This window comes from Vallitalea okinawensis (assembly GCF_002964605.1).
In the GTDB taxonomy this organism is placed as follows: Bacteria; Bacillota; Clostridia; order Lachnospirales; family PQDH01; genus Vallitalea_A; species Vallitalea_A okinawensis.
This window is the reverse complement of record NZ_PQDH01000001.1, coordinates 173,665-194,644: the sequence shown is the minus strand read 5'-3', so window position 1 is coordinate 194,644 and position 20,980 is coordinate 173,665. Positions and strand designations below refer to the sequence as shown.

Annotated in this window: 15 protein-coding genes; 10 read left to right on the top strand and 5 right to left on the bottom strand. The window is 34.5% G+C overall.

Translation table 11 applies throughout. The features are described 5' to 3' along the window. Positions 1-12: 12 nt before the first annotated feature. Positions 13-1,014 carry a LacI family DNA-binding transcriptional regulator gene (locus C1Y58_RS01135; protein ID WP_170311480.1) on the top strand — a complete coding sequence of 334 codons (1,002 nt, stop codon included), beginning with the start codon at positions 13-15 and terminating at the stop codon, positions 1,012-1,014. A 32-nt stretch (positions 1,015-1,046) separates the two neighbouring features. Here the strand turns inward: C1Y58_RS01135 and C1Y58_RS01130 are convergent, their stop codons facing one another. The 5 genes from C1Y58_RS01130 to C1Y58_RS01110 all read right to left on the bottom strand — a co-directional run bounded on the left by C1Y58_RS01130 (position 1,047) and on the right by C1Y58_RS01110 (position 11,078). Continuing rightward, positions 1,047-1,862, bottom strand: a complete 816-nt coding sequence (locus tag C1Y58_RS01130; protein WP_170311479.1) for an endonuclease/exonuclease/phosphatase family protein — start codon at positions 1,860-1,862, stop codon at positions 1,047-1,049. 121 nt (positions 1,863-1,983) lie between these two features. Beyond that, positions 1,984-3,048, bottom strand: coding sequence for an S-layer homology domain-containing protein (locus tag C1Y58_RS01125; RefSeq protein ID WP_105614152.1), 1,065 nt, complete (start codon positions 3,046-3,048; stop codon positions 1,984-1,986). A 92-nt stretch (positions 3,049-3,140) separates the two neighbouring features. Further along, complete coding sequence (locus C1Y58_RS01120) at positions 3,141-8,564, bottom strand: hypothetical protein (protein WP_105614151.1); 5,424 nt, start codon at positions 8,562-8,564, stop codon at positions 3,141-3,143. Positions 8,565-8,582: 18 nt separating this feature from the next. Further along, the gene (locus C1Y58_RS01115; RefSeq protein ID WP_170311478.1) at positions 8,583-9,656 is read right to left on the bottom strand and encodes an S-layer homology domain-containing protein; all 1,074 of its coding nucleotides are present in this window, start codon (positions 9,654-9,656) and stop codon (positions 8,583-8,585) included. Positions 9,657-10,001: 345 nt separating this feature from the next. Beyond that, positions 10,002-11,078, bottom strand: coding sequence for an S-layer homology domain-containing protein (locus C1Y58_RS01110; protein WP_170311477.1), 1,077 nt, complete (start codon positions 11,076-11,078; stop codon positions 10,002-10,004). A gap of 245 nt (positions 11,079-11,323) precedes the next feature. Here C1Y58_RS01110 and C1Y58_RS01105 point away from each other — a divergent pair, with 245 nt between their 5' ends. The 9 genes from C1Y58_RS01105 (at position 11,324) to C1Y58_RS01065 (ending at position 20,963) form a co-directional block, all read left to right on the top strand. Then, the gene (locus tag C1Y58_RS01105; protein WP_105614148.1) at positions 11,324-11,737 is read left to right on the top strand and encodes a PH domain-containing protein; all 414 of its coding nucleotides are present in this window, start codon (positions 11,324-11,326) and stop codon (positions 11,735-11,737) included. Positions 11,738-12,037: 300 nt separating this feature from the next. After that, the gene (locus C1Y58_RS01100; protein WP_242985304.1) at positions 12,038-12,364 is read left to right on the top strand and encodes a helix-turn-helix transcriptional regulator; all 327 of its coding nucleotides are present in this window, start codon (positions 12,038-12,040) and stop codon (positions 12,362-12,364) included. 314 nt (positions 12,365-12,678) lie between these two features. Beyond that, positions 12,679-17,376, top strand: coding sequence for a type VII secretion protein EssC (gene essC / locus C1Y58_RS01095; protein WP_105614147.1), 4,698 nt, complete (start codon positions 12,679-12,681; stop codon positions 17,374-17,376). A gap of 24 nt (positions 17,377-17,400) precedes the next feature. Then, the gene (locus C1Y58_RS01090) at positions 17,401-18,246 is read left to right on the top strand and encodes a hypothetical protein (RefSeq protein WP_105614146.1); all 846 of its coding nucleotides are present in this window, start codon (positions 17,401-17,403) and stop codon (positions 18,244-18,246) included. 2 nt (positions 18,247-18,248) lie between these two features. Continuing rightward, entirely contained in the window at positions 18,249-18,503 is a 255-nt protein-coding gene (locus C1Y58_RS01085) for a hypothetical protein (RefSeq protein ID WP_105614145.1), read from the top strand. Between the two features lie 48 nt (positions 18,504-18,551). After that, positions 18,552-18,860: a WXG100 family type VII secretion target gene (locus C1Y58_RS01080; protein ID WP_105614144.1), complete on the top strand. Its 309-nt coding sequence runs from the start codon at positions 18,552-18,554 to the stop codon at positions 18,858-18,860. Positions 18,861-18,880: 20 nt separating this feature from the next. Beyond that, the gene (locus C1Y58_RS01075) at positions 18,881-19,192 is read left to right on the top strand and encodes a WXG100 family type VII secretion target (protein ID WP_105614143.1); all 312 of its coding nucleotides are present in this window, start codon (positions 18,881-18,883) and stop codon (positions 19,190-19,192) included. 20 nt (positions 19,193-19,212) lie between these two features. Continuing rightward, a complete protein-coding gene (locus C1Y58_RS01070; protein ID WP_157949886.1) occupies positions 19,213-19,512 on the top strand; it encodes a WXG100 family type VII secretion target in 300 nt (99 codons plus the stop codon). A 173-nt stretch (positions 19,513-19,685) separates the two neighbouring features. Then, the gene (locus tag C1Y58_RS01065; protein WP_105614141.1) at positions 19,686-20,963 is read left to right on the top strand and encodes a hypothetical protein; all 1,278 of its coding nucleotides are present in this window, start codon (positions 19,686-19,688) and stop codon (positions 20,961-20,963) included. Positions 20,964-20,980: the final 17 nt, after the last annotated feature.

The window sequence follows — 20,980 nt, the reverse complement described above, 5'->3', positions numbered from 1 at the left end:
AGGATGGTTTGTATGATGAATATAAAGAAAGTTGCAGAATTTGCAGGTGTTTCTACAGCTACGGTGTCAAGAGTAATTAATAGTAGTGGACCTGTATCTGAAAAAAATAGAGTAAAGGTTATGGAGGCTATAAATGTTCTTGAATACAGACCTAACACACGTGCTAGAGAATTTCGAATGAATCGATCGAATGAATTAATAACAATTCTGAACGATATTTGTAACCCTATATTTGCAGAAGCTATAAAAGGTATGGAAGATGTAGCCTATGAAAATAAATATCATCTTCTCATAGGCAACACCAGCAATAATAAGATGAGAGAACAAAAATACTTAGAATCTTTAAAGATGGGAAAAGCCGATGGAGCAATTCTTATCACACCAAGAATCGGCAAAAAAGCTCTATTAGAATTGCATGATCGGGTACCTATTGTTCTGATGAATGATTATATGGTTGACGAGATAATTCCATCTGTAGGCATTAATGATTATGGTGCCTCTTATGATATGACTCAATATATCATAAAAAATGGTCATCTTCGAATTGGCTATATTGCTGGGAATCAAAAGGTAAGTATTGCAAAAGAAAGAAAAAAAGGGTTTGAAATGGCCCTAAAGGATAATAAAATACCTCTTATTGATCAATGGGTTTTTCAAGCTGAACACACCATTGAAGGTGGTTACCAGGTAATGAAGAAAATGATGAATATGGCTGATAGACCAACAGCGTTGGTTTGCTATAATGATGAAATTGCCATTGGTGTGATTAAATGTGCAACGGAAGAAGGAATAAAGATACCTGAGCATTTAAGCGTAGTAGGGTTTGATAATATTAATACGTCAACAATTATCAGTCCAGCATTAACGACGATACATCAGTCTGCATATGAGTTAGGAAGACAAGCTGTAGAAATGTTGATAACACTTATTAACGGAGAAGATTTAAAGAAGAGAAGGATAACATTAGATTACCAACTTAAGATAAGAGATACAGTGAAAAAATTGATGAAGTAAAATAAAACCCAAGACGTATCTTGGGTTTTTTGTTATAGCATCTTCAAATCTGCAATAATAGGAAAATGATCAGATGTAAAAATACCTTCTTCATTGTCAGCATCAATGATAAAATGGTCAACTTCAATATTATTGTTTATAAATATATAATCAATTTTGAAAGGACTAACCCTTCCAAAGTCCGAGAAAGTTCCTTTTGTTATCGGATTTCCTTCTTCATCAATACAAACATCTCTTAAAAAGGCTGTAGAATGAGTAATATCCTTTGTATGCTGTCCGGTTAAGGTTTTATAAGTCATAGAGTCTGGAGTAACATTTAAATCGCCCATAACAATAACAGGGTTTTGATCAGCTACGGATTTTATTTGATCCAATATTAACTTAGCGCTATTAACTTGCGCAACTTCACCTTCATGGTCAAAATGCGTATTAAAATGATAAAAGATTTTTTTTGTGTACTTGTCTTCAAATTTTGCCCAAGTACATATTCGTGTACAAGCTGAATCCCAACCCATACTACCAACCTTATCAGGTGTTTCTGATAGCCAAAAGGTATGATTGTCCAGCATGGTTAATCTGTTCTTATTATACAAAATAGCGGCGAACTCATCTTGGTCTTTACCATCGCCTCTACCTACACCAACATAATCATAATGGTCAAGCATATGTAGTAGATAATCCACCTGATGTCTCATAGCTTCTTGTACACCCAGTAGATCGGGTTGGTGTTCTTTAATTTTGTTAACAACATTTTGTCTTCTCAAAGTCCAACTATGGTCATGATCCCAGTTATTATCATAACGAATATTAAAGGTCATTACCTTTAATTTTTCGCCTGTACTGCTCATAGCACTACCTCTTTTCATTTGGAATTAAGTTATGTTTCATTAACTAACTACATGATACCAAGTTTTAGAATAAAATACTAGATTAATATATACTTTTTAAGATGATTCTAGTACCTTCAACTTAATGCCCGCATCCTGTTTCACATTGATGAATAGATGGATTGATATTGATGAGATATCTTGTGCCACGTCCTTTATATTGATGACCGTCGAAAGTGTTAACATAACCTATTTTACTGCTTAAATCATAATTAATCAGGTATTCATCGGTGAAATATTCAATGTACATATACTGACAATCAATAACTGAATAGTCCTGTTGCTTTACAATAGGTCTTATGAGATCACTTTCAATAAGGTTTGTAGCAGTTAAAGTGATATAGGCTTGATTCATGGTAGGATTACTTGTCAGATCATTAAAATGAGTATTCCATATATTTAAAGTAGATGCACTAGCATCTTTTTGATCACTATATTTAACAGCTACAAAATCTTTTCCTACAACAAACCCCATTTCAATACAATCATTGGGTACAGGAACAATACCTCTTAAAGTAAGATAGCTATTTGAAGTTTTTAGATAAAAATTTTTCATGGTCATAATAGCTTGTTCTCTAGTAAATAACTCTAAGGGTTCAAAATTTTCACCTGTCCCCTGCATTAGCAAATTAGTAACTGTTAGATCGATACCATCATAAGCCCAATCTGCTATACTCTCATGATCTTCAAAGAGTATTTCCATATTACTTGAGAAAGGTCTACTATTATATTGGATGGTATTAGCTAACATTGTTGAGGCTTCTTGACGTGTAATATGATTATCAGGAGCGAAATGTGTATCCGATATACCATTGATACTACCGAGCATATAAGCTATTTTGATATGATCCTCATCAGCATCGACAAAGGATTGTTTGAGTTCAACGTTATTAAGAATATCTTCTTTGCTTAGAGGATAGTTTGTTTCTTCGTTAATCTTTGCTATCACAGTATTGACTAATAATTCTGCAAATTCTTCTCTTGTAATGGGGGCTTGATAACTGTGTTGCAACCTTTCAGGTACAATGCCTAAGTTAATCATCTGAGTAACAGTTTCTTGTGCCCAAGTAGAAGGTTGCCCATCAGATGCTTGCAGAGTAGAAGTTGTTAGTAATAAGGCTAAAATAATTATTAAAAGTTTTTTCATGTATTATCTCCAATCTCTTAAAAGATTGGAACATAAAGGTCGGGAGAAATATGCTCACCACTTTATGCTCCAAGGTATAAAGGTTTAATATGTTAATGTGTCCCACGAACCTCTAAATCATCTGCTGAAGATTTATGGGCTGAATATACGTTAAGTACTGGATATGGAATGCTGGATAAATTGAAGTTTTTGTTGGCAATCGTAACAGTGGAATTGGGATAATTGTATTGTAGTACAAAAGTATCGCCCACTGCTTTCATATCAGCAGCCATCAGCAAAACATGCTGATTAGTTCTTATGGCGTCGATATTTTCTTGTGTAGGTTCTTTGCCCTTTAATACAGCTACTGCAGAAGATGGTAAACCATAAGTGAAATGCCATCGTTGAGCTTGTTGATTATACCTGATTTCAGGTATGTAGCCTCCAGGATTCTTTTCCAAACCATATGTATCACTTGTTCCTATAAAAGTTCGATTTCTTCCATCTAATTGTAATATCTGAGCAGTACCAAAGGGGTAAGATGATCCCATTGGTACATCTAAATTCTTCACCTCAAAGTTATCATCATAATAAGCCATGTATTCACTGACATCCTGAGTTATTTGATTTTCTTCCATTGAGAAGTTTCTTCTATATTTCTCGCCTTCCCAGTCCAAGTCATAGATATACTGATAGACTGATGTAGGGTCCCAACCAGGAACAGCTGCACCAAACTGATTGATCAACTTATAGTCATCATTGACATTCATATAAATATCGACGTCTTGAATACTACCATTGTCTAGGTTGAGTACGTAGTAATAAGGTATGATCTGCAACTGATTATAGTAGTTACCGATAGTCTGTATATCAGCAAAAACATTGTAACCGGGTCTTAAAGGCTGATTCTGTAGAAAGCTGAGATTATTATGCTGTGGTGTCAATGGTATAGGTAGAAATTGATTTGCCGCTTCCAAGTGAGGTAAAGCACCATATGTATTTAAATAATCAGTAGAACTACTGGCACTTAATCCTCTTACATCCGTATCACTACCGACGACACTATTCTGACTCGTTGTATCGACTCGCTTGACCATGTTAGGTATAAACCATTCTTCTGGTAAGAGTGGATTCTTGAAGAAATTGGAGAACCTATAATCTCCAGTATCCTCAATAACAAGCGTACCGATTCGACCGACAACATCGATAGCCGTGTTTTTGATGGCACTGTGTTTAGCTGCTAAATTACTGTACCGCGTTCGATTGGTAGAATAGGAGTTATCCATGGTTCGACCATTGATGGCAATTATTTTATAAGTAACTTTAGCATCAATAGCTTCTTTGTTGGCAAGAGGACAATAGAAGTCATAATAGTTTTCATATATATCTAGGAAGATTTCCTCACCAGCAGCGTACATATTGCCTTCAAATATGACATTGAAATCGAAAGTTATGGATTTAGTTTTAACCCATTCTGTTGTATCCATATTATCATGGAATCCCTTACCCCTTATTCGAGTAGTAGAACCGATACCGTGAGCATTATTACCTTCAAAATCTCCTGTGTTGGGGTAATATACAGTAAAACCGTAATCCAGGTTAATGAAATTACCTGGTGAAAATGATCCTAAATCAGGGGTTTCAATTGTAGTAGGGTTACTGCTACGAGGTATTAAATCATAGCAAGCATCCGTATGTAGATCGGAATGATGTGGTTCAACACATTTCAGTACCTTAGTGTTCACGCAACCTGTCCCACAAGTATGGATGTTATAGGGTAGATTATTACATACATTGCCCTGTTTGTAGCAACTGTTCGTATGGGTGTGATAGATCTTCTGGGCGTTAATACCTGATGTACCGCTGCCACCCGGTCGATAATCACAGTTATTACACTCCGTGCGCTGACAACCGCTACTGCAATGCTTATGATAACCGGAAGTACTGCCACAGTTAGGACAAGGTCGCCATGTATACCCACTGGTATTACCGCAGATAACGGTATAGCAGGATGTGGTATGGGTATGTCCGCGCATAGCATTAATACCTGATGTACCACTGCCACCTGTTCGATAGTTACAGCTATTACATTCTGTTAGTTGACAACCACCAGTACAATGCATGTGATAGCCTGAAGTACTTCCACATTGAGGACATGGTTTCCATCCGTTAGGATCTTCAGTTAATCCACAGTCATAAATAGGTCCAAGACAACTGGCATCGTGGACATGATCATTAAGACCACTATGCCTAATTTCTGTTACATAACAATCATCATTGTGTTCTCTGCCTCCGGTAAAATGGCAGTTGAAGATTTTATCGTATTCAATGACATCAGGTAGTCCCGCACTAATGGATTTGGTATTTTGGGTTCTCTGATCCCGATCTTCAGGTAGGGGAATAACCATTGCATCCTCTACTGATACAGGGTTGTGGATAACGATATCATTATAAGTTGTTGTAAATTCTTGCCCATCTAAACCATAGTGACTATTGTAAGAACAAGAGTAAATATTAGAATCTCCACCATGAGATAATATATTTTCATAGAATACGGAGGACATCCCTAAGATATACTCACCATTCTCTTTATCATCAGGAACATCAATACCTGTTTTCATGAGCCTCATAGCACTTGATGGTCGTAATGGACGGTTTAGACCAGCTGGTAAGGTGTCCAATATGGTAGCCACATTACTGTGATTATATGTAGAATATTTATTATAGACATCTTTATAATTACCATTGTAGGAACCAATATTAATTTCATATGCGTCCCAATTGGCGGCTGAGTTGGGATTATTATCCCACATCTCTTTGATGGATGTCTTTGGTACCTCTAAAGATTCTGTGGTCTTCTTAGACGGTGAGGCTTTATCAAAATATATGACTGATTGATCCCCACTTGATGTTTGTAAGATTAAGAAGTCAGATATAGCTGTAACATTGGTCGTCATATTACGTCGTTCGGTAAATTTGGCTTGTTCATTAACGGCACCGCTTGTGATACTATTGCTATGAGAATTGTCGGAATCACCTTCATTCCAAGTCACATGATCGTGTTGATCAGTTTCAAGGGAATAACGTAGTCGACCAGCAGCACTGGTATCACTACTAGCAATGTTACTAAAAATATTTGGTTCGCCCTGAACAATACTTGCTGTAACTTCATCTGTATCGAGCAATTCATATAAGCCATCTGCTTTCGAGTGCGTTAGTTTCCACACGTTGACATTAACGATCTTCATATAATCAAAGGTGGCATGTTGGCTCCAATCATCTTGATAACCACCTACAATATGTTCATGACATGGTCCGCAACCTGTACAAGCTGAAAGACCGTTTTGTACCCAGCGGTATTCCATGTGGGATTTCTCAGATTGAGTAATATTACCTTCACTATCTCTCTTTTCAGCCTGATCAATAACTTTCTTACTTTCTTTACTTAAACTTTCTGTATGTGTAGCACCGTTATAGCCTGTAATTTGCCGAGGTGTTGGTTTTGGAGGACTTATTGACCAAGAACCACTCTGAGAAGACATACCGCTGTTATGCAAAGGTCCTTGATGAGGAATCTTGTCCTCACAATCAACAGAATCAAAGATGCTAGTGTAATTACGAGTAGCCGTACCATCTTCTATGTATTCGCATAAGATATCCACGATAAATTCAGAACCACCTGATGCAAAATATAAATTTTTTGTAGTAGGTGTACCTGCCATAGCTTCAAATTCTTCATGACCAGGAGAACCTTGTTTAAACTCTGACCAGTATTCAGGAGTAGAGTTGTATAATGCATATTCGGGTTCTGGAACAATTGGACGGTAAAAGGTAGCTGTAACAGAATCAGGATTACCTACAAAAACTACTTCTTCATCGAATTTTACTTTTATATCAGCTGTGTATGTAAATTGAACATTTTTACCTTCTTCAATGAAGTGAGAAGATACATCATCTTGATAGATGATATTACCACTTAGATAATTCATTAATTCTTCGTAAGTAACCGACCTATATGTACCCATTGGATGTTGTGTTCCTGCATTAATTGAAAGATTTTCGCCTATAGGATCTCTAGTAAGGTTGATTAGCATTTCTATATTTTCTTTATTTTTTGCATAGTTTTCCCAATCCTTCATGTTATCTTCGGTTTGATTTAAGTCTAATTCAATACTAATGTATTTACCAAGAGTCTCGCTTTTACCATCAATATTAAACGCTTTTTCGCCTGCAACCTCACCATCTACCGAAGCTTCAAGTTTATAAGTCCCCTCAGGTAGTCTAGGTAGCTGATGATTACCACCAACAATCATAAAACCGTAATAACCTTTGGAAGCATCAAAGACTAAAGACTCCATAATACCTACAACACTACTAGTATGCCAATCAGCTACGTTATTAATAATCTTTAATACATCACCTGTGACACCTGAGAAGCCCCAATAGAAGGCATTTCCTCTTGCGTTCCCAACAAATAACTCCATGATTGAATTATCATTAGGCAAGGTATCAGCAGAACCCTGCACTGCAGCCTTTATCATAGCTTTAGTGATAGATTTATCTTTATCCTTTTCTTTATCGTATTTAAAATTGAATGAGGGTAAAGTAAAGTCATATTTAGGAATAACACCAGTCGCATATTGTACATAATCAACGCTTGGCAGGATAAGTACCTTATTGGGAAGTCGATCTGGTACTGAAACACCTACTGCAGTATCAATAGCAATAAGAACAGGACTTGTATCCGTTTCATTTTCAAAGAAGTAGTCATTAATATAAGTAGTATAATGATCCTGTATGTCTTTATCTCCAAGACGATAAAGTGTTATCATCAAGTCTAGATAGGCTAATCTGGCTTGATATTGATTTTCTGGTGATTCTGTTGGATCAGCAAAATCATCTTTAATATAATCACGCATAGCATCTTGTGGATTAGGGTCTGCTAAAATAGTATTCCATAAAGCGATACAATCTGCTTCTGTCCTTGTATCAGATATTTTTTTCCACGCTTTTTCAAATACATCCTTATTCTTTAGATCATCAGGAGTTAAACTAGATAGAGCATTAAGATAAAAATTTTCATAATCATCTTCTAGTTTGGTAATACCAAGGTTTCTAAATATTTTACTCGTATCATCTGTAACGATAGGATCAATATCACGAGTTGAGTTGTTGTATTTATATAAAATATATTTATCAGTTAAGTATTCAGCTATGGGTGGTGCAAAGTATACAGAGTAATTTTTAGAACTATCATTATAATCATCCATATTAGGGAAATGATTACTAAAATGATAAATTAATTTTTCTTTTTTTTGATTAGATGTATCATTGGGGTTAATCTTTTTACCATCCCTCAATTTTTCTCTTATAATAGAAACCCGGTAGATGGGACTTAAGGAAGCTAACCCACCACCTAGATTGACAGAGCCACCTCCAGGAATTGAGCCACCTTCACCCACGACGGTAGCATTGGATGGTATTTGAAACATAAGTAAACTGATCACTAAGAAAAAAGCTATCAATCTCTTTAGCATAGGCATCACCTCATTCTATTAATGCTGACATTCTGAGGTGCATTGATGAATAGTAGGTGTAATGTAAATACGTTCTTGACCTGTACCTCGATAACTATGACCAGCCATTATATTGGTGTAACCGTTTTTTCGACTTAGATCAAATTTCATCAGGTATTCATCAGTAAATAAATGAATATCCATATAGTCGCAATCAATAATGACGGGCTCCTCTTCAATTGCATAGGGGATATTAATATCATTTGTAATTAACTTTAAGTGACCATAAGCAACATAGGCTTGATTAAGAGAAAAGTCTTTAATGTCTTTCGTATAATTATATACTTTCCATGCATCTGATACAGGTAGATCTAGATCTGTACGATCATTGTACTTGACAGCCACATAATCCTTGTCGACCACATAACCTAATTCGATATAGGGATTATTTACTCTGACAACTCCTCTTAAGGTTATGTAGTGTTGATTGTATCGCTCTAAGAAATTTTGCATGGTTATAATGGCTTGTTCTCTAGTAAATAAACCTAAAGGGTCAAAGTGATTATCTGAACCTGCCATAAGATAATTACCTACTGCTAATCCAACACCATCATAAGCCCATGGAGCTATTTCGTTGTAATCATTAAATAGTATATCTAAACTTTGTATAGAAAACTTACATCTGTATTGTATGGTATTGACTAACATAACTGCAGCTTCCTGACGAGTAATATTATTATCGGGTGCAAAGTGCGTATCAGATACACCGTTAATGCTGCCTAGCATATAAGCGATTTTAATATAATCCTCATCCGCATCCACAAAGTTTTGTTTTAATTCAACGTTATCAAGTATATCTTGTTTAGTAATATGGTATTCGGTATTCGTATTCAAAGTTAACATAACAGTATTAACTAATAGTTCAGCAAATTCATCTCTAGTTATAGGTTCTTGATAATTATTCTGTAATCTTTCTGGAACAACACCTGCTTCAATCATTTCATTAACAGCTTCTAGAGCCCAACTGGAGGGTTGGTCTGCAGCTAGTACTGAGGTACTACCTACTATCTGTGTAAGTACAAAAAGGGCAACCAAGAATTTTACTTTTTTCATCTGTAACATCTCCTTTTATTTAATTTGTTATAAAATGGATAATTTATCTATTTTATTAACATTATATCTTGAAGAAATATTTATGTCAAAATTTTGTCAGTAAAATTCGAGTAAAATCTTTATATTTTTTTATAAGAAGTAATCGGACATAAAAATAATTTATTTTACATAGAAAAAGATCAATAAGACTCAGAATTTAAGTTTAAAAATCAAGAAAACTTATAATTCTTCAGAGATAATTAAAATATTATTTTCCAAATCAATATTGAGTTAAGTTAAAAAATACTAGAAACTTAACTCGATAATGCAGGTCAAGTAAACTTGCAAAAACACAAAGGTTTGTTGTTATTGATGAGTACATTCTGCTGTGCATTGATGAATAGTAGGTGTTATATAAATAGTATCTTGACCCATACCGCGATAGTAATGACCAAATATTATATTGGTGTAACCGTTTTTTCGACTAAGGTCAAATTTCATCAAATACTCATCAGTGTATAAATGAATATACATATAGTCACAATCAATAATGACAGATTCTTCTTTAATAGCATATGGAATATTAATTCCATTTGTAATCAACGAAAAATGACCATAAGCGACATAAGCTTGATTAAGAGAAAAGTCTTTAATATCTTTTGTCTCATCATATATCTCCCAGGCATCTAATACAGGTAAATGTAAATCTGTACGATCACTGTACTTGACAGCCACAAAATCCTTGTCAACAACATAGCCCATTTCGATATAATAGTTAGGAATTTCTAGAACTCCCCTTAAGGTAATAAAATAATCATTGAATCGTTGCAAAAAATTATCCATAGTGATAATGGCCTGTTCACGTGTAAATAGACCTAAAGGATTGAATGAATTATTAGAGCCTGTCATAAGATAATTACCTACCACTAATCCAACACCATCATAGGCCCAAGGAGCTATTTGATCATGGTCGTAAAATAATTCATCTAAACTCTGTATAGAAAACTTGCATTGATATTGTATGGTGTTAGTCAACATAACAGCAGCTTCCTGACGTGTAATTTTATTATCAGGTGCAAAGAGGGTATCAGATACACCGTTTATACTACCTAACATATATGCGATTTTTATATAATCTTCATCTGCATCCACGAAGTTTTGTTTTAGTTCAACATTATCTAAGATATCCTGCTTAGTGATTGGGTAGTTTGTATCTGTATTTAAAGCTAACATAACAGTATTAACCAATAATTCAGCAAATTCATCCCTAGTTATAGGGTCTTGATAATTATTTTGTAGTCTTTCAGGAACAATACCTGCCTCAATCATCTCATTTACAGTTTCCACTGCCCAACTGGAGGGGGTATCTTTTGCTTGTACGGTGCCTATACTTAGTGCCAGGGCTAATACCAAAAGGGTGATTAGAATTTTCTTTTTTCTCATAAGCAACATCTCCTTTTATACTATTTGTTACAAAATGGATAATTTATCTATTTTATCTTCATTATAGCTTGTTAGAATATTTATGTCAAAAATAAGAGAATAAGAAATTAAATTAGTGGGAAAGTAGGATATTAATTTGGTTAATGTATAAAATTTAAGAAAATAATTGAATTTACGAATTTTATAGTATATTATATAAAATGTGGTATTATTAGGATATATATAAATATAAAGGAGATGATAGCTTGTTAATCAACGATAAAGTTATTGTAAAAGCAATGGAAGAACATAGAGTCGAAGGCGAAGAGTTTGGTTACTATTTTTATGGTCAAACCATGTCCATTGGAAAAATGCTCTTGGCTGGTCATTTTTCTTATATGCTTGAGAAACAATGTTTTGTACAGTTTACAAATAAAAAAGTTGATATTGTTACATTGAACAAAATCACTGCCAAACCTGAGAGGTATAACGGTGTGCCCCTAACAGATATTAAAAGAATAAAACTGGATGGTGGAATGTTTGGCAAAACAATGAATCTTGAATTCAAAGATGGTGAGCATTTAAAATTAAGAATTTTTAAATCTCTAGCTATAAAGAAGCAAAAAGAAAATTTAGTGAATATAGAAAATTTTCTCAAGACAATAGGATTAATGGCTTAATCTAATCGAATATAAAGTACATAATGTTGAATAATAGCGAATGGTAAAAAAAAGCTTACTCAAGCCCTAAGAGTAAGCTTTTTTTTATATTCTTGACAAGTACTATTAAGAGTATTGATAAAATGTGACAATATTATATAAAAATTATAAATGATTTAATAAAAATACTTTTAGTACAAAAATTAATCATAATGTAAAATAATATTACATTTTGTTCAAAATGTATTGACAAGGTATTAGTCAGTTTGGTAATATATAACTGGAAATAACATTGCTTTTTATTAAGAAAGAAGGGATACGTTGTCAAAAGTATTAGATTCGATAGCTAAAGAACAACTAATTAAGAATTTAACTGACAACCTTCCTGTTTTAAGGGCAAAATTAGGGATTACTCAAACAGAACTAGCAGAAACAATTGGAGTAAGTAGACAAACTATAATAGCCATAGAAAATGGCAAAAGAAAAATGACATGGAGTATGTTTATTGCCCTTACATTACTCTTTTTACAGAATGAAGCTACCAGCCCACTACTACCTGTTGTGGATATATATACAAAAGAATTGGCAGCTTTTCTGAGTTTTGGATCAAGTAGCGAAAATAGTGAGAAGGGAGGAAACAAAACATAGTGTGTTTCTGAGTAATTCATATAAAGAAACAGAAGGTTAAGTCTGAGAAAGAAAGCAAACTAGCTTAGTAGAACCGTTAACCTTATATTCTTAATAAATAGAATATTATTCTTAATAGTGAATTTAAATTTAAATTTGAAATAAGATTTTTAGAATTTTACGTAAAAGGTTAATTGCCTACTGTGATAACTAAACATACAATACGGTAGGTCAATGGTAAAGGTACATTATTCGTTCTAATTATTGATCAATAATCGTTAATTTATAGACATAGACCTACCGGATTGAATTATCATGAATAAGGGGTTGATTTCATGTCTGATTTTTTAATAAGTCTGTTCATTGATAATCAGATGAAAGAGTTAAAGCTTAGCTCTTTAAGTAATAGACAGTCACAGATTTACATTAATGCATCCATGTTGGGAAGTAGTTTTGATTTAAGGCTTCCACTTTGTAAATCAGGCAAGAATTGGCTCATAAAATCTAGTAATCAAAAAATTAGCTTTACAGTCAATGATGAAGCTGTTTTAGAAAAGGTGCTTGAAAATAATGATTATATTATTATTTTAGATGAAGAGCATGATATTACATACAGTATATTGGCAATCGCTATAGAGCAACAATACATCAATTTTAAAAAGTTTAAGCTTCCAGATAAAAACACGTTTATCGGTAGATTGCCAGAAAATGATATCCACTATAATGCAAGCGCTTTTGTGTCAAAGAAACATGCTGCTATAAGAACTGAAGCTAATGGAGAAAATTATATCGATGATTTATCTGGTAAAATTGGTCTTTATGTTAATGGTATAAGGACGAACACAGCAAAGTTAAGTATAGGTGATCTAATCTTTATTCAAGGTTTAAAAATTATCTATATGGGTGGCTATATAGCGGTTTCTAACGATATTGCAGCTAGTTCTTTAAAGATTAAAGAGGATTTTAATCTTAGTGGTCCCTATGAGTATTCTGATCAAGAGCAGTCTTATTTCACACGTTCTCCGCGGATTATGAAAACTGTAGAAGAAGGTGATTTTGAGATTGATGGACCTCCATCAGTATCTAAAAGCAAGCGCATGCCGTTAATATTTATGATTGGACCTTCACTTACCATGGCAATCGCCATGATGACAAGTCTTGGTTTCGCCATTGCTAATGCTACATCAGGAGGTAATCTATCCTCAGTGGCAACAAGTGGTGTTATGGCTATTAGTATGCTTTTAGGTGCGTTATTATGGCCCAATCTCATCAATAGATATCAAAAAAGACAAGAAGCCGCTGATGAAAAACATAGAGTTCAACGTTATGTTCAGTATATCCAAAAACAGAAAGTGATTTTACAAGAAAAATATTTGAGAAATATTCGCATACTTAATGAAAATTACTTTCCCCAACCCAAATATATTTTCAATATTCTGAATTGCGAGGAAAATAAGCGGCGTCTTTGGGAAAGAATATCTTATGATCTTGATTTTCTAGAAGTACGGATAGGAAAAGGTGAACGCCCCTTTCAAGTCAATATTGTGATTCCTAAGCAGGGATTTGTTTTACATGACGATCCATTGCAGGATGAACCCGTTAAACTTGTGACCCAATTTGAGAATCTAAAGGACGTTGCCATAACTATACCACTTAAAGAACAAAAAACAGTCGGTATAATAGGAGATCGCAATAAAATTATCAACAATGTAAATTGCATGGCTTTAAATCTAGCAGGTCTTCACTCTTATGATGAAGTAAAGATGATTTTTATCTATAACGAAAAGGAAGCATCTGAATTTGATTGGGTGAGAGAACTTCCTCACGTATGGAGTACAGACAGAAGTATAAGATATGTTGCAACGAATAAAAGAGAAGTACATCATATTTTTAATACAGTTGATGAAGTGCTTAAAGAACGTGAACAAAATAAAAGGGAAGACCGAGAGAGTGTTTTGCTACCCTATTATATAGTTTTTATCATGGATGATCAATTAGTAGAAAATGAACCTTTTATGCGCTATTTTGAAAAACAACAATGCAATGAGAGTTTATCAGGTATTTTTGTATATGGAGATATATCTAAGTTGCCCAAGGATTGTGAAACTATTATCCAAAATGACCGATCAATTTGTGGTATCTATTACAAAAACAAATATAATAATCGGTTCATTCCTTTTAAGTCAGATTGGGTAGATATAAAACCATTGACTAAATTTTCACAGCAACTTTCAATGCTTTCGGTTAAGATTGATAACATTAACTTAAGTGTTCCAGAAAGAGTCTCTTTCTTAGGCATGTATAAAGTGGGTAATGTTGAAGATCTAGATATTGAAAGACGTTGGAATGAGAACTTGGCATATAAGTCTTTAGCTGCCCCCATAGGGATAAAAGCAGGCGGAGAGATTATCTCATTAGATGTTCATGAAAACTATCATGGATGTCACGGGTTGGTAGCCGGTATGACTGGATCAGGTAAGAGTGAATTTTTACAAGCCTATATTATATCTGCTGCACTTAACTTCCATCCGGATTACTTGTCATTTGTATTGATCGACTATAAAGGTGGAGGAATGGCTAATATATTTGATGGTATGCCCCATATAGGTGGTAAAATTACTAACTTATCCGGTAGTCAGCTGAATAGATCTTTGATCTCGATAAAAGCTGAACTCAACCGTCGCCAACTGTTATTAAATGAATTCAACATCAATCACATTGATAAGTATCAGAAGTTATATAAAGAAGGTAGAGCATCTGTACCACTTCCACATCTTGTGATTATTTCCGATGAATTCGCCCAACTTAAATCACAACAACCTGAGTTTATGAAGGAATTAATAAACGTAGCTCAGATAGGACGAAGTCTTGGTATACACCTTATCCTAGCAACGCAAAAGCCTGCTGGATTAGTTGATGACCAAATATGGTCCAACTCTAAGTTTAGAGTTTGTCTGAAGGTATTGGATAAGCATGACAGTAATGAAATGCTGAAAAAACCTGATGCAGCTTTAATTAAATTGCCAGGTCGTTGTTATCTTCAAGTTGGTTATGATGAGATTTATGAGTATGTCCAATCTGCCTATAGTGGTGTTGAATACACCCCAGTTAAGGAGTATGTTGATGAAGACCAACGAACATTAGCCCTAGTTGATAACACTGCATTACCTATTAGAGTGGGGAGTGAAGAAGTTGAAGGGCAAAAAGTACTATCTTCGACTGGTGAACCGTTAAACCAGCTAGAAGCAATAATCCAGAAAATGAAAGAAATTTCAAGGATTAATAAGATTCAACCGATTCATCTATGGTTACCGCCTTTAAAAGAGGAAATCATAATCGATGAAATAACGGATATTGTAAGTCAGGGGTTTGATGGTAGCCATTGGTCAATAACCGATGAACGACTAGCCGTACCTGTTGGTTTAGTTGATCTACCAATTGAGCAAAAGCAAATCCCCCTAGAGTTAAGTTTGATAGATGATGGTCATGTTATTATTTATGGAACTTCAGGCATGGGAAAAACAACTTTCTTACAAACTTATCTTTATATGCTGGCTCATATTTATTCACCTGATGATATAAACATGTACATATTTGATTTTAGTGGTAGAACAATGGGTTATTTTGATAATTCGCCCCATTGTGGTGGTATCATTTATGCCGATGATGAGGAGCAAATTGAAGTAACTATCCAAGCTTTAATGGAATTAATGGAGGAAAGAAAACTAAAATTTGCGGAACATAACGTGGGATCTTTTAAAGGCTATCGCAACACTACTAAAGAACAATTACCTGCAATCCTTCTTGTCATTGATAACTATACTGTTATCAAAGAAAGATACTATGATCTAGAAGATAAGATTGTAAAGATTGCTGCCAATGGAAAGACTTACGGTGTGTATTTAATCATTACTGGTAATAGTAAAGGTGCTGTGTACTACAGGGTGACAGAACATGTTTCCCGTTTTATTACTCTAAGAATGAATGACAGTATGCACTACCGAGAAATTCTGAATACCTCCGTATCAATCGAACTTGACAATATCAAGGGGCGGGGTCTTACCGTTTTAGATGAGGTTGTTGAATTCCAGACTGCTTTATCTCTTAAGGCTGAGAATGAAGCAGAAAGGATTGAGCAAATATCCAATCGATTGAGTGCAATGAAGGAAGCATGGATGGGAGAAACTCCCCAATATATTTCAGAAATGGCCTCCGACGATCAGACACTGGAAGAAAAAACAGAGCGAAAAGTAACTACAAGAAATAGTACGTCAACAGTTCGCCTAAAAAATACATTACCAATAATACCAGTGGATGAGCATTCATTCTATGTAGGTGATTCAGTTTCTAATGGCACCAAACAAGCCATTCCACTGTTGAATTTTCATACATTCTTTATTGGAAGTCATCCTGATTCCAGTACTGTGGATATTCTTAAAGCATTAATGGAAAACGCATCTACCTATAAAGAGCGTAAGATCGTTCTTGTAGATACAGAAGCAGGTGAAATGAAGGATTATATTGATGATTTCAAGGTTAGTCAGTATGTATCCAGTTGTTCAGGTTTTGATGCGTTCATTAAAGAATTGATGGAGATTTATGAGGTAAGAAAAGAAGAATATAAAGTGATAAAAGAAAATGCCTTATCTCAAGAAGATATATACGGCTATATGTGCAAGTTTGATAAACAATTTATATTTATCAATCAATTTTCAAAAATCTTTGAGATGATTACAGACGAAGCAGCTGAAATGCTATTACGAATTGTAACTGGATCACAAGGATTAGGTATATACTTTATCACAACAGATATGATGGAAGTCCTATCCTATTATATGAACGATGAATTGTGTAGAAAGCTTATAAAAACGAAAGTAGGCGTTATTATGGGTGGCGACATAAAAGGTCAGAGTATAATCGGTAATGAAGTGTTTGAACAAATGGGACCAAAAGAACGTGAAATAATTCTACCGTCAGATCAAGGTGTTATGTTTTTTGAAACAACATACGCAATAATAAAAATAGCCTGTTAAATTAAGAGAGGGTGGTAATTTAGAATGGGTAAATTAAACCTTTTTGAACTAGATTTTACAAGGGATGAATTTATCATGCTATCCTATCTGCTAGGGGCAAAGGAATTTATAGGAGTAGAGGATACGAATAAACTTCTAAATTTGAACGAAGATGAACTTCGTATAAAGTGGATAAAGATAAAAAACTCGCTTGTAGCAAAGGGTTATATTAGAGAAAACAAGGAAAATGCTCTAGATGTAGATGTTGCAGTCTATTATCTATTATCTATTTGTACAAAGCCAAAACACTTGTTCACCTTGGAAATAGCAGAAGACGCGCAACTAGTATTACATGCCAACTATTATGTAAATGAAGAAGGAATAACACAGGTTCGTTTTGGACCTAACGAGGGAGCTGAGCTAACGTTAAAGCCCATGTACAGCATTTCTGATATAACAGAAAGTATAGAAAAAATAATGGGTATAGATAAAGAAGAAGAAGCGTTAGAATCAATCATAACTGGTAGTTTAACCAAACAACAGTACTATAGCTTTATGGCGGCTATGAATATGAATAATCGGGTGAAAGCTAAAGAATTATTAATAACTAGTGGTTTACCTGAAGATCTTGCCCTGGATGCAATTAAAGGATTTGAAGAAAAACAACGATTTTTATCATTTACAGAATCAAACTTAAATAGTGAAGAAGTGTTGACCCAATCCTTTATGTTTTACTTTACAGATAATCATTGTTATAACGTAGAGATTTCTAGTAACGATGACGAAACTTTCAAATTAAATGTTACAGATAGTATTATTTGCAAGAATATTCTGAAACAACTTATTGTTTCTAAATGTAAAAACTTTGAATTTTCAGATAAGGAGGAATAATATTGACGAGCAAAATATCTTTGACTGTTGATGTTCCTTCACTTGGAAGTAGTTTTGATTTTCTTGTACCTGAAAGCATGGATGTACACAAAATCATCAAGTTAATAGCAAAAGTATTATATGAAGAGTATAGAGGTATTAAGTTTGAAATACAGGAATTAATGCTCATCAACACGGCAACAAATCTTGTATTGAATAAGGAAATAAGTTGTAAACACCTCGGTATAGTTAACGGTAGTAAACTAATTTTGATTTGACAAGGCAATAGTTTTTAATTATGCCTAGATGGAGGTGGATAAAATTAGATGGCGAGATTTAGAATAAACTACACTAGAGTTCTCAGTCAAGCTAATGATATTGAGGGGATGTCGAGTGATTTAGGTCATAACGTACAAAAGCTTGATCATTTAATCGGATTTATAAAAACTTCATGGAAGGGACCAGCTTCGGAAGCTTTTTTAAATCAGTGTGAAATGTTAAAAGAAGAAATGAATAGAAAAAGTATGGAAATTGAAAGAGTCTCAAACACGGTAAAAAATGTAGCTCATAGAATACACGAAGAAGATTTAGAGGCCGCAGAAAGAGCGAAGAGACTTGCGAGCAAGAAATTTTAAATTTGGAAGGAGTCCTTATAATGGCGAAAAACGGAATGCGAGTGGAGACAATTGATTTAAGAAATTCATCTCAGATGATTGAAGACAAAACAGCAAGATATGAAGCGGAGTATGCAAAAATTTATACAGAAATAGCTAACTTACGTGTAAACTGGCAAGGGCAATCAAGTGATGCTTTTAACAAGCAAATAGAAGGGTATCGAAATGACTTTCAAGAGCTTGCAACGATTTTAAGAAGTTATTCAGAGTTTTTGAGAATGACGGCAGAACGTATTGAGAAGACCGAAAATGCTCTTAAGGATGCAACCGGTAATTTATTCACAGGTAGATAAAAAAAGAAAGGATGATACATATGGCATCAATTAAAGTTAATTCAACAGTTATGAGAGAAAAATCTGATATTTTAAAGGGGTGCTCAAGCTCCATCAAAAATTTTACTGAAGAGATGAAGAATGAAATCGATCGCCTTAGAGCAACATGGGAAGGGGATGTAGCTGAAACGACTATCCGAAAGTTTAATGAATTAAGTGATGACTTTGAAGAAAGATATAATACCATTAACCAGTACGCAACTTTCTTGACCAATGCTGCTGATGAATGGGATAGAACCAATGCTACTAATATGCAGGATATAGAAAGTAAACGAAGCTAGATCCTATGTAGGTTTATAAAATCTAATCAAGCCGTAGAGGTATGTTTACGGCTTGGTTAGATTTTAAGAATATTTTTAATATTCAATCTTTATTAACAATAAATGGCCTTAATTATTTAGGTGCTAGAAAAAGAGAGTTGGTGTAGCGGAAAAACAATTGAGAGGATGATATTTTGGCCTTTATAGAAGTTGATAAATCGAAATTTAGGGAATATCAAGATGATGTTCTACAAATTAAAAATAATGTACAGCGTATAGGTGATGATCTATCACGGGTTAGTACGCGATTGGACTGGGATGTTCGTTCAAAATCAGGTATAGAACGAAAGATCAAGAATCTTTCTGATGACCTTAATCGAGAAGCTATGGTACTCAATAAAATGCATGACTTCCTTGGAGTCTCGTATCTAGAATATGAAAAACTAGATAGTTTACATTTAGAACAATTAAATAATCAAGTTGGCGGATCAGCAGTATCAGATGAAAACCAAAGTATCATCAGTGATATCTTAACTTGGTTTGGGTCAGGTGTAAAAGGTATAGGAAAGTTCATACCTTTTGCTGGAAATATAAGTTCTATACTGGGTTCGACCATGGTTGGTATTGGGGATTGGTTATCAGGAGGTTACTTTGATTACTCTGGAAAAGATAGAGGTTTATTTGGAAATGTTGTATCTATAACAAAAGATGTGAGAAGTTCGATAAAGGATTATCTTGATGTTCGAGATATTATAAGTACTCGTAGAATGAACCGATTACTGGGTAGAGCTACAGAAGCAACTCAGATTCCCATATCCTCTTGTAAAGAGAGGGTATTAGCAGTAGTTCGTAAGCAGGGTGATGAGTTTGTAGATGGCTTTAAAACATTAGATTTTATGAAAAGTGGTTTTTTTGATGTTGGGCTATCTGCTTTAGATAATGGCTTTGATAACTTTGCTGAGGAAGGGAATAGTTTTGAAAGAGCACTAGGTGAAACCGCTGTTGAGACAGCTATTGATATTGCTGTTGATGTGGGTGTTAAAGCTGCAGTTGCAGCTGGAGCAACAGCTCTTGGAGTAGCTGGAGCACCTGTGGTAATAGTCACTGTAGCAGTAGGGGCTGGTGTTGGCTACATACTTGATAAAACAGGTGCAAAAGAAGCCATCAGTGACTTTATTATGGATACAAGTGAATTCTTGGATGAAAAATTTGATGAAGGTCTAGATTTCTTAGGCGAGAAGGCTGTAGAGGCAGCAGAGTTTGTTGGAGATACTGTAGCTGATGTGGCAGATTTCGTTGGAGATAAAGTTACAGAAGCAGCAGATTTTATTGGTGATACAATTGCTGATACTGGAGAATTCATAGGCGACACAATCTCAGATGTTGGAGACTTTGTAGGAGACACAATGAAGGGTTTGGTGAACTGTATTAAAAATCCTATTCGATTTCCTAAGGTAAAATGGGGATGGTAATTGGAATGGACTATGAA